Here is a 15,865-nt window from a genome sequence, read left to right on the forward strand (position 1 = left end):
TTATGATGCAAGATAAGGAAGCAAAAAAGGCACGTCGACCTAGTCGAATCAAAACACCAGAAGCGGTATTTTTGGGACAGTTAGCGAATCAGCAGTCATCAAAATACCGTCTTGCACAAGGCTTTGGTGTGTTGTTTGCTGTGTCTTTGGTGTTGCAAGCTTGGGCGTTCGCGAATGTCTTTTCAGACATGGCGTTGCACCAATCTTTTTCTTTGTCTCTACTTGTTATGGGTTTATTTGCTTTATTAATTCGCGCTCTAGCCAGCTTTGGTCGAGAGCGAATTTGCACTAGCGCAAGCCGTGATATTCGTTACAGCTTGCGTAGTAAATTGGTGTCGCATCTAACAAATCTTGGGCCTGCGCGCCTAAGGATCGAAGAAGATGCGGCGCTGTCTACTCGTGTTTACGAACAAGTAGACGCGTTAGACGATTTCTTTAGTCGCTATAAACCACAAGTGTTTATGGTGACCCTGATTCCTTGTGTGATCCTACTTTCCGTTGTGTCTATTTCTTGGATCGCCTTCTTTGTATTCATGATGACCGCGCCATTGGTTATCATCTTCATGATTTTTGTTGGCCATAAAGCCGCACAAGCCAACCGCCGACAGTTTAATGTCTTAGCCATGTTGTCCAACCAATTTATGGACTTAAGCCAAGGGCTAGCAGAGTTAAAACGTCTTAACAGAACAGCCGAAGCTCGCGAGCGTTTGTCCGACAGCGCCGCTTCATACCAAAAGACAACTATGGGTGTTTTGGTATTAGCGTTTTTATCAACGGCTACTTTAGAGCTTTTTGCCTCATTATCTATTGCCATGATTGCCTTGTACTTGGGGTTAGGCTTATTAGAAGTCTTACCTTGGCAAGTGGGCAGCTCGCCCGTTACCTTAACGCAAGCTATGTTTCTATTACTGCTTGCACCAGAATTTTATTTGCCACTTCGCCAACTAGGTAATGACTACCACGCGAAACAGAAAGCGGAAGCCGCGGCGACCGATCTATTAGCAATACTGGATGCGCCAGTGCATGTTGCGTCATCACAAGAAAAGCAAAAAACAGCCAATCGTTTTGGAAAAGCCGCCATGGCCGAGCCATTGCAATCTATCGGCTTTGAAAACCTAAGTTGGTCGGAAGAGGGGCGTTACCGATTAGCCCCTATTACCGCCAATATCACCGCAAGTGAGCGTGTTTGGTTGAGTGGTGAATCTGGCGTGGGAAAATCCAGTTTATTACATCTATTGTTGGGGTTTGAAGACGGCTATGAAGGGCAATTTCTAGTCAATGATCTGCCTTTTAGCGAGTTAGATTTAGCCTCTTGGCGCGCAAAATTGGCTTGGCTGCCACAAACACCAGAATGGGTAAATGGCAGCATTCGACGAAATTTACTCTTAGGTATTGAGCCGCCGAGCGAAAGCGAGATCGCCGCCGCATTGCGAGAAAGCCAATGTGATGAATTTATTCAAGCTTTACCTGATGGACTGGAAACCAAGTTAACTGAGCTTGGGGCTGGTTTATCTGGCGGACAAATGCAGCGCCTTTCTATTGCCAGAGCCTTATTGTCAAAAGCAGACATGTGGTTACTGGATGAACCTTGTTCTGGATTGGATAAAGAAACCGCCCAAACTGTGCTAGACACGTTAGAAAAGGCATCGAAAGGGAAAACCTTACTCATCGTCAGTCACGATACACATCCTATCACTTGGGTCGACAAACATTGGGTATTAACCACAGGAGGTTTGCATGAGCAGTCACGCAAAGAAAACCGCCAAGCTATCGCTTAAGCGCCTTTTACTGGCTAACCCATGGGGATTCATCATACCTGTTATTACTGGTATCGCTGCGACATTAGCAGGTGTTGCCTTGTTAGGGGTTTCAGGTTGGTTTATCTCCGCAGCAGGGTTGGCAACCGCCATGGGCGTGGCTCTGGTATTTAACTACCTCACTCCTGGTGCGATTGTTCGCGGTTTGGCTATCTTAAGAACCGCAGGTCGTTATGGCGAACAAGTTACATCTCATAATCACCTGTTAGGATTGCTACGGATTTTACGCCTTTGGGTTTGGGATCAGCGCGTTGCCAATGACGCCGCTAACCTACACCAGCAAAGCCGTGGAGACTTGTTACAACGCCTAGTAAGCGACCTAGATCAAATTATTCGTTGGCCGCTGGTGGTGTTTCTACCTTGGATCTACGCACTACTATCTTATGTGGCCGTGTCTATTTTTGCCTATTTCATTTCGCCTACCTTGCTCATGCCATTAGGTGTTGCCGCGTTATTGCATATTGTCCTTGTTCCTTACCTATGTGGGCGCTTTGCCAGCCATGAAGTACACGTTGGTCAAATACTTGGAGTGCATCGTCGCAGTCGCTTTGTAAGCTTCTTCTCTGCACTGATTACGCTTACTATTCGCGGACGTTGGGAAGATTATGCACAGCGTCTTGGTCAACTGGATGAACGCCAAAGAAAAACAGAAATTCGTATCCAACAAGCCGTTAGCCTTGGGCGTTTGTTATCTTACTGCGTCACCATTTTCTTATTGGCATGTAGTTTCTATTTGCTAGCACAAGCGGATGACACAACTGGCCGCTGGGCCTTAATTGCTGGCGTGCAGGGTACTTGGGTCGTGGGATTTGTTTTATCTATACTGGCGGTAAACGAATTGGTGCTACCGCTGGTGCAATCCTTTGTTGCACAAGGCCAATCTCAAGTGGGCTTACGTCGTTTGAATCAACTGCATCAAGATGAACAAGCGGCATCTGAGCAGCCGATTAATAGAATTGAACAACTCACCTTTAAGCAATGGCGCGGCTACCATGCGCCCAGTGGTATGGGCAGTCCAGCCACAGATATTAAAATAAAACAGGGAGAATTTGTTTGGATTCGAGGCGCAAGTGGTTCTGGTAAATCGACGTTATTGGCCTCAATAGCAGGTGATTGCCTGTCCTCTGGTGACGCTTTCATTAACGATGAACAATACCCAATTTACAACAACCCAAGGTATCAAGCGAAGCTAAGTTACTTGCCTCAAGCGCCTTATATCTTTCAGCAAAGCATTGCCGCCAACTTACACCTTGGCAACCCCAATGCAAGCGACGAAGAACTTTGGGCAGTACTAGAAGCCGTAGCACTCGGTGACTGGGCGCGGAGCTTACCAAATGGCTTAGAGACTTTACTAAGCCCACAAGGCCGTAACCTTTCAGGTGGACAACGTAAACGTCTTGCCCTAGCGCGTTTACTGCTAAGACGCTCTCCCGTTCTACTGCTAGACGAACCCTTCGACGGCTTAGACAAAGCCACCATCGAAACCATTTGTCACTCATTAGAGAACGACTACAAACCAGACATTTTAATCCTCGTTAGTCACGTGGGCAGCCGCATTGGCGACAACTCAAGAGTCATCGAGCTTTAGCTCTATAACTCCCTAGCTAATCGTAGGGCATCATAAGCGCAGCGTAATGTGCCGTTGAAAGCGAAGCTTTCATTGTGGGTCGCGGCTTTAGCTCTACGCGGAATCCATGTTCCATTCAAACGCTTTGTATTCCCGACCTTTTTTCCGCTCTGCTGAGCGGGTAACTTTTTGCTAGCGCCCAAAAAGTAACCAAAAATTCGCTTTAAGATCTTTAATGCCTGATTTTCATCATAGGCGCATGATTGCTGCCTACGCTCGTTATATCGTAAGGCATGGATTGTTCTTTTAGTAAGAGATACATCTTCAAACAATGACTCTGAAACTCCATAAAGTCGCGCAACTTCGTCGCGTCGAACTGATTTCATCGTAGCTATTCGTGTAAAACTAAAGCGTAGGGCATCATAAGCGCAGCGGCTCTAAATTTTAAAAAATGCCGATTGAAAGCGAAGCTTTCATTGTGGGGCGAGGTTTTAGTCCGAAAAAACGGTTCCATAGCAAATAAAAAATGTATTTTATTTCTATTAATGATTTTAGAATCAGCTGCTTATAGTAATATTAAGAAGGTTTTAAATATGTGTAAACGTGTAGACGCATTGATAAAATTTAGGGGGGGAAATGAAAGCTGTATTATATTTAATATTATTGTTTCTGACATTTTCATTAAATGCCGAAAGCATTAGGACTCATTCTATAAGTAGGGATGATGGCACTGAAATATCCTATTACCTCCTTCGCTCATTACCAGAATCACAGAGTGATACGTTGTTGCTGATTCTTCAGGGTTCTGACTGCAACAGTGTGCTACAAGTTGAATCAATCTTTACAGATTATAAAAATATTTGGCCTGCAGCAGACGTTCTCTTGGTTGAAAAATACGGTATAGATAAAACGCTGACTTATAGCGAAGAGGTAGAACGTCATGACTGTCCAGCACAATATATACAAAACGACAGCCCAGAGCAGCGAGTGGCTGATGTTATAAGAGTTTTGAAATTTATACGAGAAGACAGTCATTACGCTAACCTTATTGTTTTTGGAGGAAGCGAAGGGGCAATTATAGCGAATCTATTATCAGTAAAAATTGACGGTATAAATGCAACAGTCTCTTTTAATGGCGGAGGGAGAAAGTTTATAGATGACGTAATACATAATATTTCAGCAAGCGCTGCAAATCATGTAGAAGCGAAAGAAGGAATCGAGGGTTTTAAAGAGTTTTCACATTATATACTTAACAGCCAGCCAAATGAGCTCGAAGTTAGTGGACATGGCTACAAATGGTGGCATCAAATGCTATCTATTGATCAGTTTTGGGTTTTAAAAAAGGTGAATACTCCTTTACTTATCCTCCAAGGGGGAAGCGATGTATCAGTATCACCTGAAAAAGTTGATGAAATGATCGCTAATCTTAGAGAGCTTAAAAAGCATAATATTGAATATCGAAGATACGAAGGACTTGATCATGGATTTGTGAATAGTGCCGGTGAAAGTAAACGTAAAGAGATAGTGTATGATATAAATAGTTGGTTGAAGTCCATACTTGGAACTCCGGAAAAGAATATTTAGAAGCAGAGTAAAACTAAATCAGTTTTAGATGATAATTGCTTAACAGCAAGGAGTGATAGGTTTAAAGAGTAAATAAAATTACTGGTTGTTTAGCGGAAAAATGTAAGTAAAGAGTGTAGCAACGAGGCCCCATGAATGGCCGAGAGTAAGGCTACTCCTGCGAAAACGGGTATCAAGCTCTTATGGTCTAAGGTAGGTCGCGGCTTTAGCCCGTTGACGCGGAATCCATGTTCCATTCAAACGCTTTGTATTCCCGACCTTTTTTCCGCTCTGCTGAGCGGGTAACTTTTTGCAAGCGCCCAAAAACTTCAGTTCAAAAGAAAGCAAAAATTCGCTTTAAGATCTTTAATACCTGATTTTTTTCATAGGCCCATGATTGCTACCTACGCTCGTTACATCGTAAGGCATAGATTGGTTTTGCTGTTCGAGAGAGTCTTTCTGTTAATGGCTCTGAAACTCCATAAAGTCGCGCAACTTCGTCGCGTCGAACTGACTTCATAGTGAATTCAATAATAGACACCAAAGAACGTAGGTCTGATGAGACGAGGAACGAGGCGTGATCTGACGCTGAAAGCGAAGCTTTCATTGTAGGTCGCGGCTTCAGCCCGACGCGGAATTCATGTTCCATTCAAACGCTTTGCATTCCCGACCTTTTTTCCGCTCTGCTGAGCGGGTAACTTTTTGCAAGCGCCCAAAAAGTAACCAAAAATTCGCTTTAAGATCTTTAATGCCTGATTTTTTTCATAGCCCCATGATTGCTACCTACGCTCGTTACATCGTAAGGCATAGATTGGCCTTGCTGTTCGAGAGAGTCTTTCTGTTAATGACTCTGAAACTCCATAAAGTCGCGCAACTTCGTCGCGTCGAACTGACAGCATCGGTAATGCTGGTTTTCGTAGGGCGGATGAGGGAGGCACGACCGTGATCCGCCGTTGAAAGCGAAGCTTTCATTGTGGGTAACGGCTTCAGCCCGACGCGGAATTCATGTTCCATTCAAACGCTTTGTATTCCAGACCTTTATTCCGCTCTGCTGAGCGGGTTACTTTTGTCTAGCGACACAAAAGTAACCAAAAGGTCGCTTTATCGGGCTATCGCCCAAACGTCTCATTCATTTTGCTTAAGATTAGATTTAGCAAGACGAATTTTATCCTAAGGCATGGATTGTTTTTGCGGATTCTAGGAAGGGAATTTTTAACTGACCCTGAAACGCCATAAAGTCGCGCAACTTCGTCGCGTCGAACTGACAGCATCGGTAATGCTGGTTTTCGTAGGGCGGATGAGGGAGGCACGACCGTGATTCGCCGTTGAAAGCGAAGCTTTCATTGTGGGCAACGGCTTCAGCCCGACACGGAATCCATGTTCCATTCAAACGCTTTGTATTCCCGAGTTTTTTTCCGCTCTGCTGAGCGGGTAACTTTTTGCAAGCGCCCAAAAAGTAACCAAAAATTCGCTTTATCGGGCTTTCGCCCAAACGTCTCATTTATGTTGTTTAATATTGGTTTAGCAACACGATTTTTATCGTAAGGCATAGATTGGTTTTGCTGTCCGAGAGAATCTTTCTGTTAATGACTCTGAAACTCCATAGGGGCGCGCAACTTCGTTGCATCGAACAGGCTTATTTAGGGTGAAAACCAAAACGCAATTAATGGATAGATATACAGTTTATTTTTTTATAGTGTACTTTCTTGCGCGTTTAGCCATTTTAAATAAACCAGTTGCGCGCGTTTTGTACTGGTGGAAAGTAAAAAATTCTACTAATATCAATGAATAAGGATTCACACAGCAGAAATAACGCGCTGTGGATAAAAGGAATAACACGCACGCTCGTTTTTCCAGTTTTAACTTTCGTTGCAATCTTTGTTAATGGCTTTAGAGTCAGTGATTTATAGTAATTTTAAGAAAGTTTTAAATATAAATATATTTAAACGCGCATGTGTATTTACAAAATGTTATGCGTAGAAATGGAGGATCTAATGCCCAAAGAGTTGTTTTTCACAGTTATTGAAACCGAACGATTAATATTGAAGCCTTTAGCAATTGATGACTCGGATAGCCTACTAAAAATTTTTTCAGATCCTGAGGTTATGCGGTATTGGAATACTGCGCCTTGGACGACAATTCAGGACGCTATTGACTTCATTAATGAAAGTAGCGATTCGATGCGGCGTCAAGAGTCGCTCATACTAGGCGTGTATCTGAAGTCTACAGGCGAACTGGCTGGAAAGTGTATGTTGTTTAGCTACGACCAAGAATCCAAGCGTGCCGAGATCGGTTTTGGTTTGGGTCGCTCTTGTTGGGGAAAAGGGTATATTAATGAGGCAGGAGAAGCATTGATTAAGTATGGATTCTACTCATTGGGACTGCGGAGAATTGAAGCAGAGATTGACCCAGACAACCAATCTTCAGCGAAAGCTCTAGTGAAACTCGGGTTTTCCAAAGAAGGTCTGCTAAGGCAGCGTTGGGAGGTCAATGGAATCGTTTCTGATTCGGCAATGTATGGACGATTGGTAAGTGATTGTCCAGAGCAGCATAACCAGACAATGCAGGCGACAAGCGCCTGATTGCGGTGTTAACCCTCACTGGAGTCGTATGAAATTATCGTTAATCGCAGCAGTTTCTGAAAATGGTGTAATAGGCTCAGGCTTAGATATACCTTGGTCTGTTAAAGGTGAGCAGTTGCTGTTTAAAGCTATGACATATAATCAATGGTTAATTGTTGGTAGAAAGACTTTTGAGTCTATGGGGAAGCTCCCAAATAGAAAATATGCGGTAATTACTCGCTCTGAGTTAAAATCAGACGATAAAGATGTATTCTATTTTTCATCAATTGATAATGCATTATCTACACTGAAAAATGTTACCGACCATGCATTTGTGTCTGGTGGCGGAGAAATTTATAAAGCACTTATCCATTGCGCTGATACACTGCACATATCGACAGTCCATACAGATATTGATGGTGATGTGTTTTTTCCTCAAGTTCCTGATGGCTATAGTGAAGTATTCAAACAACGATTTAGTTCAAACTTAGATTATACGTATCGCATTTGGCAAAAGTAGATTTAGCCATAAGAAGCGGTGGCAGTGTTGCAAATAGAGCTTTTAACCATCTCAAACACCTTTAAAAAAACACACCTCAACTCGGAGACAAAATGGATTTAGTCTTACCATCTTCAAAATATATCCAAAGCTATAACGCGTACATCAAAGAGTTGGGGGATGAAGTTCGTTATCCTTTTCCTATGGGTTTTGATCATCAAGATTTCGATACACTTTTAGCGAAGTTGTCTGATTTTTCCTTGGGTATAAATCTACCTGATGGTTTTGTGCCAAGTACAACCTTGTGGCTGGTGGAAGGGGATAAGCTGGTTGGTGTGACGAATTTACGTCATTACCTTAATAGCGCGATAGAAGAATGTGGTGGTCATATTGGGCTAGGCATTCGTCCCTCTTATCGAGGCAAAGGATTGGGTAAGTTGTTAATGAAGCTTTCAGTAGAAAAGCTAAATGCTATGGGGATAAGTTGTGTCCATGTGCATTGTTATAAAGACAACTATGCTTCGGCCAGTACTATCATTGCGAACGGTGGTGAGTTGCATTCTGAATTGACCTTGGATGGTAAAGTGGTTCAGCGGTATTTTATAAATGGTGTTTTATAGATATTTTAATCTTGAATAAATGCTTATGTATTATTAAATTCAATGTAGTAGTAAGGACTATTATTTAGTTAGGGGCTCAGGATTTTCTTAAGGCTGGGATGGCCGCTTTGGTTCAGATTTGACTTTGTCAGTATTTGACGATGAGATGTCTCGGCGGAGCCGGTTTATACAAAATGAGAATATGAGGTATCTCATGTTAACTTTTAGGCTTTCATGTCACCGTTTTGTGGCTTCCGCTTTATTGGCTTCGGCCTCGCTTACATTTTTGTCCTCTCTCTTGTTTGCTGAAGAACTTTCTCCATCTAGAACCTCTGGTATTTCTGTTCCTGAAGGCCAGATAGAGGAAGCTGTCGCCGCGTTGGATAGTATTATTGAAGATATAAAAGCTCGTAGTGGTATTCCGGGCATTGCTGTTGCGGTGGTTCATGGTGATAAGACCATTTACGCCAAAGGTTTTGGGGTACGCGGTGATAAAAACAGTTTGCCTATTACACCGGATACTGTCTTTCAGCTGGCTTCGCTGTCTAAGGCTGTTGGTGCGACAGCCGTTGCTCGGCAGGTTAGTAAAGGTGTGGTTTCATGGGACAGTCGCATGAAAGATCTTCTTCCCTGGTTTGCCCTTTCAGATACGGCTGTTAGGGACAAGTTGACCATCGGGGATCTTTACAGCCACCGATCAGGTTTACCAGACCATGCTGGAGATGAACTTGAGGTTCTTGGTTTTGATCGTCAAACGATTCTTGAACGGTTGAGGCTTTTACCACTTTCTCCGTTTCGTATTAGCTACGCTTACACGAATTTTGGTCTAACGGCGGCAGCGGAAGCAGTTGCTGAAGCGTCAGGTATGCCATGGAGTGATCTGACTGAAGAGGCCGTTTTTAAGCCTCTTGGTATGACGCATACTAGCTCACGCTATAAAGACTTTGTCGCGCGTGAAAACCGAGCCATTCCCCACGTTATAACCGACGATGGTTTTGCTCCATTGTATAACCGTCAGCCCGATGCTCAGTCGCCTGCTGGTGGTGTTAGTTCATCGGTTAACGATATGGCGAAGTGGATGAAGATGGTACTTGCTAATGGTGGTGACCTTATCCGACCAGAAGCTTTACAACCGGCTATTAGTCCGCAAAGTTTCTCGAAAAGGCCAAATAGTCCGGATGAGCGCGCGAGCTTTTATGGCTACGGTTTCATTGTCGGAACAGATCCGAGTGGCCGGGTTATCCTTAGTCATTCGGGGGCTTTTATATTAGGCTCGGCAACCCATTTTACTATGATTCCGTCTCTTGATGTTGGCATTGTTGTATTATCTAACGCGTCTCCAGTTGGGGCTGTTGAGTCGATCGGTTCAAGTTTTACCGATATTGTGCAGACTGGCGCGATTAGACGCGACTGGTTTTCTGGCTATGAACCTTTGTTTGCTGCATTTTATAAGCCACTAGGACAAACGGCTGGAAAGCCTTTCCCGAAAGCTGCCGCTGCTATGCCTCCAGCTAGTTATTGCATTGGTCTTTATAGCCATCCTTATTTTGGAACGGTTGAAGTGCGCGAAGATGTGTCTGGTGGGTTAGTCTTGTTAGCCGGTCCAGAACAGCAAGTATTCCATTTGGAAGCATGGGATGGTGCTATGATGGTGTTTGATGTTGATAATGAAAATGCCCCGAAAGGTTCTCGTTCTGGCGTCAGGTTTTCGGGCGGAGATGATCAGGCAGAGATATTGGAAGTTGAACTGCTTGTTTATGATGGGCCTGCGCGTTTCGAAAGAATATAGCGAGAATACAATTAACGACAAAGCTGTAGCTCTCTTTGGCGTTAATTTTTATAGATATAGAGAATGTCATGCAATATGTAGATTTAGTCGCGATTATCGAAGATAGAGCAGAGTGATTTTGATCTTGTTGATGATTTGATGTCTAGATGCTCAGTTTTTGAATATTCTCAATCTGATGAATTTCCTGCCCCGTGCCCTGATCTTCAATAGATAGCACAGGATGTTGATGTATTATCTTCTTGGATTGACACGTTTTGACAAGCGCATTAAATCTAGAAAACTGTGGTGGCGAATCGCCTGCAATACCTAACAAACGCAAGCACTCGGAATAATTTTTCGCTGCGCACCAAAGTGTCTGGTATTGCGGGCGTTAGATCAATGGTTGAATCCGAAAATTACATAGAATGTTGTGAGCGAACTATATTTGCCAGCATATCGCTCTGAGTCTTGTCGATGGTATGGCAAGAGGTTTTTGCTCTGCGGAAGCAGGATATGGAAATGAACGACCTGATTCATGGTGTGGTGCGTGCTACGATCATGCAAAACCACTCAATTTTATTAGCCATAAGAAGTGGTGACAGTTTTGGAAATAGAACTGTTAACCCGTTTCAAACACCCTTTTAAAAAACCAACATACCACACCTAACCGGAGACAAAATGGAATTAGTCTTACTATTTTCAACGTATATCCAAAGTTATAACGCATACATCGAAGAGTTGGGCGATGAAGTTCGTTATTTTTTTCCTATGGATTTTGATCATCAAGATATAGCACAATTGAAGTACAGCAAGATTCGGGTCGGCAGTCATCATTTCATTTCCTAATATGACATCTGTTTGGGCACGTGCCCTTTAATTGTCAGCAGAAATAGGAGAAATAATCGATGAACATACTGGCCAATAAAGTTGCTATTGTTACCGGTGCCAGCACTGGTATTGGCTACGCAACTGCGAAGCTTTTTGCGAAAGAAGGTGCTGCCGTCGTGGTGGCTGCACGGCGACAAACAGAGCTTGATGATCTTGCGGACTCAATCAATGCGGAAGGAGGGCGGGCGCTGGCATTAGCGGGTGACGTTGGTGATGAAGCTTTTGCCAAAGCTCTGGTAGATAAGGCGGTAAGTCACTTTGGTGGATTAGATATCGCTTTCAACAATGCAGCTATCTTGGGTGCTATGGGCCCTGTCTCGGAGATGTCGCAAACGGATTGGAATCAGGTCATTGCGACGAACTTAACCAGTGCATTTTTGGCGGCAAAGTACCAATTGCCTGCTATGGAAGCCCGAAAAGGAGGTTCATTAATTTTTACCTCTACCTTTGTTGGTTACACCGCAGGTATGCCAGGCATGGCGGCCTATGCAGCCAGTAAAGCTGGTCTTATTGGGTTGACTCAAGTGCTGGCAACAGAGCATGGGCCTCAGAACATCCGAGTTAATGCTCTTCTGCCTGGTGGCACCGATACGGCAGCGGGACGTGAGTTTGCCAATACGCCAGAAGCATTGGCGTTTGTACGCAACCTGCATGCTCTTAAGCGTATGGCGACACCAGATGAAATTGCTCAGTCCGCATTGTATTTAGCATCCGATGCCTCGAGTTTTACAACGGGTTCAGCGATGTTGGTAGATGGCGGTGTTTCCATAAATCGTGTCTGAGAGAGGTCGCACCATGTCGGATTATGATCGAATTGCAAGCGCTATGGCTTATTTGGTTGATAGGGCAGCGGATCAGCCCAGCCTTGAAGAGATAGCCGCCCATGTGCATTTGAGTCCGTATCACTTTCAAAGGCTGTTTTGTCAGTGGGCGGGAACTACGCCGAAGCGCTTTTTACAGGTCCTGACATTGGAGCGAGGCAAGGTGTTGCTAGAGAATTCTCATTCCTTGCTCGAAGTATCACATGAACTTGGATTAAGTGGTAGCTCAAGGTTACATGACCATTTTGTACAGCTAGAGGCTGTCACACCTGGTGAGTATAAAAGTCGAGGTAAGCAGGTTCAAATTGAGTACGGCGTACATACCACCCCACTGGGGCCTATGTTTGTCGCGGTAACCCAGCGGGGTGTTTGCCGAGCAGAGTTCATGGACAGCAACAACATGGACGAGATGCTAGATAATTTGCATAACGCTTGGCCGCTCAGTTCAATTAGGGAGAGTCTTCCATCTACGCGCCATGTTGTTGATGCGTTTTTTGGCAGTGATACAGCCGCCAAACATGGTCCGCTGTCGATCCACGTGAAGGGGACAAATTTTCAGATCGCTGTATGGCGGGCGCTGTTGAAAATACCACCGGGCGCTGTGGCCAGCTATGCTCAGGTAGCCACAGCACTTGGTGCCCCCCGATCTGCAAGAGCCGTTGGTAACGCTATTGGGGCAAATCCTGTAGCGTTACTGATTCCCTGTCACCGAGTGATACAGCAAAGTGGGGCGCTTGGCGGCTACCGTTGGGGTCCTGCCAAGAAGCTTATGGTACAAACATGGGAAAGAATGCGGGATGAACCGGTTGTACAGTAATGTAGATTTAGATGATAAATAGGGGTACTACACTAAGCAGACGTTTCTTGATGTTCAGCGGGCATTATCATTGCCTCAGTTAGATGTCGAGTAGACCGTTATTGGTCGACAAAGAACGCATTATGACAAATCACGTTTTGACGGTCTAAAGGCCGATCTACAAAAAACAATCGCAAATAATCTAGGGGCAGATGAGTTTATCAAAGTGTGATTCGATGAACCTGTCTTTCCCTAATCTTCTCCATATTCCTACAATGTCATTGACTTTTTATTGTTCTTTATATAGAACGTTCTATATAAAGAACATTTTGAGGTGCATGATGAATAAACCTATTCTTGGCTCGTTGGGTCGCAACATACAAAAAATGCGCATGGCAAAGGGGTTGTCTTTGTCTCAGCTTGCGCTAGATGCTGGGCTGGCGAAGTCTAACTTGTCTCGAATTGAGCAAGGTGAGGGCAATCCGACTTTAGAAACGATTTGGCGTTTGGCTGTACAGCTGAATGTTCCGTTTGGAGATTTGGTTGCTACTGTGGAGTCTACATTGGGCGAAAACGGTGTGCAGGTCAGGCTGATCGATCAGGGCGAGGACAATCCGCGCCTTGATGTGTATTGGATGTCTTGCGCGCCGAACACTATTAAGCAATCAGAGCCGCATATTGCTGGCACGACAGAAACCATTACCTTGATCAGCGGAAAGTTGCTGGCGGGTGAAAATAATGACTTACGCCATTTGGAAATTGGCAAGGCGCATACTTTCGCAGCAGACGTTCCACACAGTTATCAAACTGACGATTCATGGGCGACGTTAATGATGGTCATTACCTATTCTAAACAGGACGTTTCAATATGAGTACTGCAACCCAAACCCTTACAGGAACACCTTGGAAGCAAGGTATAAAAGATGCTATTCCACTACTTGGCGGTTACATTCCGGTGGCTATATCGTTTGGTTTGATTTCCGTTCAGTCTGGTTTTAGCGTGTTAGAAACTATTCTTATCTCTGCCTTTATTTATGCAGGCGCATCACAGTTTCTCTTTGTGGCTATGGCCGCTTCTGGCGCGCCGTTATGGTTGGTGGTTATCATGACGTTGTTAATTAATGCACGGCACGTTGTGTATGGACCAAACCTATCTCCCTACCTAAATCATGATAAAAAGTGGCTTCCACTCATGCATGGTTTAACGGATCAAATCTTTGCGCTTGCTCACGCCCGTTTACCACAGCTTCCAGATCAGGCGCGGATAGGTTGGTACACGGGGGCGGCGGTGTTAGCTTGGCTGAGTTGGGTTGCTGGTACCGCACTGGGCGCCATTGCCGGTGACGAATTGACGCAACGTTGGCCATTAATCAGCGATATTTTGCCATTTGCACTACCGGCTCTATTTTTCGTTTTAATCATTCCACGCTGCAATAATTGTCTATGGTCGATGACCATTTTTTTGTCTGCTGTCGTCGCGGTAATTTTGAAAATGTTAGGTTACCCGAATGTCGCCATTCCATTAGCGGCTATGAGCGGTGCAGTGCTGTTCTACGCGCTAAAAAATCAACGTATTTTAGGAGGAGAGTAAGTATGGATATGTCTATGTGGCTGGCACTTGTCAGTATTGCCATTGGCACGTATTTAATTCGTCTTTTACCGTATATTTGGATGAAGCGAAGCTTGGCTAAAAGACAAACAGAGGACGGCATAGGCTCAATGCCGACTTGGTTAACGATACTGGGACCCACCATGATCGCTGCAATGTTTGGTACTTCTTTAGTGCCTACTCACTCTGATGCTTTGTCATGGCTAGCGACTGGTGTTGGGATACTGGTTACCTTTGGAGTGTGGACGCGCACACGATCTATGGGCTTGCCTATTTTATTTGGGGTCGTGGCATTTGGAATGGTGACGCTAATTTTACCTATATGAAAAGAATAGATTGTTAAGACAATAAATAGACAAGTCAATTTGTGGTAGATAAAAAGCTGAGTTTTTTCATTTACCACAAAACCCCTCTAAAACATTTCCTCCTATGGATAGCTTGTTGACTCCACTCAAGGTACATTGGTTACTCGATCTGTACATTTATTAAGATCGACATTGGTTAGTTAAGGCCTACCAGCGTTATTTCCTGGGATATTGGCGTTCAAAGGAGTGCGAGATGCAAGCTAAGTTTACCGTTCAAATTGATTCTTTCCATAAAATCAGCAACATTCAAAATGCGTGGTCCCATGAGGATTATCGTGCCCTAATGAGCATTATGGATTTTGATGATGATGTGGATAAAATGGACGCGGCAGAGCTCAGAGAAATGTGCATGATGTCACTAAATGATCTTGAGCCTGCGGATGCCGCAAAGGCAGTGCTGACTCATTTATTCCCTGAGTTATCTAAAGGGAAAATAGATCAAATTAGCCACGATATGATTGATGATCGTTCGTGGGAAGAGTATCCAGATTGCTTATTTCATGAGCGTTTCTTTAGTGCGTATGCCTTATTGCGCGAAGCTTTTAATGGGATATTTGCAAAGCCAACAGGCGTTGAACTTGTCGTTACGGTTACCGCTGAACGAGTTGAAGACATGGCGATTTTTGATGAGTCATTACATTCTTCAATTGTACGGTTATTGGCTAGCGGACAAGGCGATGATGCGTTAATCAATCGTCTGTACGAAGACCAAATTAGAGGGGCGAAGTTTCCCGAAGCTCCGGGTCTGGTATGGCAGTTGAAGCAGATAGCAGACGCGGGTTTAACGCGTCAATTTAGTTTGGTTAGTTCCTATTTTTGGATGGAAAACTTCGAACAAGTTGAAAGCTTTGATGCAGTGTCTCATGCGGACGAAGAAAGTTAGTCTAATAGCGTGAGTTGAATCAGTCTTACTAAGGCGACAGAAAGCGGATCAAATGATTCGCTTTCTATTTTTTGAACTTGGTAATAATTAGGTATTTTGATTCAAATCGGGTTTTAATAATAGGCATTA

Annotated in this window: 15 protein-coding genes; 14 read left to right on the forward strand and 1 reads right to left on the reverse strand. The window is 44.1% G+C overall.

Going from position 1 to position 15,865, the window contains the following annotated elements:
* Positions 1-2: 2 nt before the first annotated feature.
* Both cydD and B6N13_RS09110 read left to right on the forward strand, forming a co-directional pair.
* The gene (cydD, locus tag B6N13_RS09105; protein ID WP_169459151.1) at positions 3-1,778 is read left to right on the forward strand and encodes a thiol reductant ABC exporter subunit CydD; all 1,776 of its coding nucleotides are present in this window, start codon (positions 3-5) and stop codon (positions 1,776-1,778) included.
* Positions 1,738-3,405 (forward strand): ATP-binding cassette domain-containing protein, encoded by a 1,668-nt coding sequence (locus tag B6N13_RS09110; protein WP_248280276.1) that lies wholly within the window; start codon positions 1,738-1,740, stop codon positions 3,403-3,405. Before cydD ends, B6N13_RS09110 begins: the two co-directional genes overlap by 41 nt.
* A 2-nt stretch (positions 3,406-3,407) precedes the next feature.
* Here B6N13_RS09110 and B6N13_RS09115 read toward each other — a convergent pair whose 3' ends face one another.
* Positions 3,408-3,770, reverse strand: coding sequence for a hypothetical protein (locus B6N13_RS09115; RefSeq protein ID WP_100635309.1), 363 nt, complete (start codon positions 3,768-3,770; stop codon positions 3,408-3,410).
* Positions 3,771-4,020: 250 nt separating this feature from the next.
* Here B6N13_RS09115 and B6N13_RS09120 point away from each other — a divergent pair, with 250 nt between their 5' ends.
* From B6N13_RS09120 to B6N13_RS09175, 12 genes are all read left to right on the forward strand, one after another.
* Positions 4,021-4,968: a prolyl oligopeptidase family serine peptidase gene (locus B6N13_RS09120; RefSeq protein WP_169459152.1), complete on the forward strand. Its 948-nt coding sequence runs from the start codon at positions 4,021-4,023 to the stop codon at positions 4,966-4,968.
* Positions 4,969-6,929: 1,961 nt separating this feature from the next.
* Positions 6,930-7,529 carry a GNAT family N-acetyltransferase gene (locus B6N13_RS09125; protein WP_248280277.1) on the forward strand — a complete coding sequence of 200 codons (600 nt, stop codon included), beginning with the start codon at positions 6,930-6,932 and terminating at the stop codon, positions 7,527-7,529.
* Positions 7,530-7,557: 28 nt separating this feature from the next.
* A complete protein-coding gene (dfrA, locus tag B6N13_RS09130; protein ID WP_169459153.1) occupies positions 7,558-8,028 on the forward strand; it encodes a trimethoprim-resistant dihydrofolate reductase DfrA in 471 nt (156 codons plus the stop codon).
* A 92-nt stretch (positions 8,029-8,120) separates the two neighbouring features.
* Positions 8,121-8,627 (forward strand): GNAT family N-acetyltransferase, encoded by a 507-nt coding sequence (locus B6N13_RS09135; RefSeq protein WP_169459154.1) that lies wholly within the window; start codon positions 8,121-8,123, stop codon positions 8,625-8,627.
* A 193-nt stretch (positions 8,628-8,820) separates the two neighbouring features.
* Entirely contained in the window at positions 8,821-10,395 is a 1,575-nt protein-coding gene (locus tag B6N13_RS09140; RefSeq protein WP_169459155.1) for a serine hydrolase domain-containing protein, read from the forward strand.
* Positions 10,396-11,052: 657 nt separating this feature from the next.
* Positions 11,053-11,220 (forward strand): hypothetical protein, encoded by a 168-nt coding sequence (locus tag B6N13_RS09145; RefSeq protein WP_169459156.1) that lies wholly within the window; start codon positions 11,053-11,055, stop codon positions 11,218-11,220.
* Between the two features lie 59 nt (positions 11,221-11,279).
* On the forward strand, positions 11,280-12,044 hold the full coding sequence (locus B6N13_RS09150; RefSeq protein ID WP_169459157.1) for an SDR family oxidoreductase: 765 nt from the start codon (positions 11,280-11,282) through the stop codon (positions 12,042-12,044).
* A gap of 13 nt (positions 12,045-12,057) precedes the next feature.
* Positions 12,058-12,900, forward strand: coding sequence for a methylated-DNA--[protein]-cysteine S-methyltransferase (locus B6N13_RS09155; protein ID WP_169459186.1), 843 nt, complete (start codon positions 12,058-12,060; stop codon positions 12,898-12,900).
* A 320-nt stretch (positions 12,901-13,220) separates the two neighbouring features.
* Positions 13,221-13,751 carry a helix-turn-helix transcriptional regulator gene (locus B6N13_RS09160; protein ID WP_012069233.1) on the forward strand — a complete coding sequence of 177 codons (531 nt, stop codon included), beginning with the start codon at positions 13,221-13,223 and terminating at the stop codon, positions 13,749-13,751.
* Complete coding sequence (locus B6N13_RS09165; RefSeq protein WP_012069234.1) at positions 13,748-14,470, forward strand: AzlC family ABC transporter permease; 723 nt, start codon at positions 13,748-13,750, stop codon at positions 14,468-14,470. The genes B6N13_RS09160 and B6N13_RS09165 overlap by 4 nt, the downstream gene beginning before the upstream one ends.
* 2 nt (positions 14,471-14,472) lie before the next feature.
* The gene (locus tag B6N13_RS09170) at positions 14,473-14,814 is read left to right on the forward strand and encodes an AzlD domain-containing protein (RefSeq protein ID WP_100187466.1); all 342 of its coding nucleotides are present in this window, start codon (positions 14,473-14,475) and stop codon (positions 14,812-14,814) included.
* A 232-nt stretch (positions 14,815-15,046) separates the two neighbouring features.
* Positions 15,047-15,736 (forward strand): hypothetical protein, encoded by a 690-nt coding sequence (locus B6N13_RS09175; protein ID WP_169459158.1) that lies wholly within the window; start codon positions 15,047-15,049, stop codon positions 15,734-15,736.
* The last annotated feature ends 129 nt before the right edge of the window (positions 15,737-15,865 follow it).

Source organism: Marinomonas sp. UCMA 3892 (assembly GCF_012726345.1).
GTDB lineage: Bacteria > Pseudomonadota > Gammaproteobacteria > Pseudomonadales > Marinomonadaceae > Marinomonas.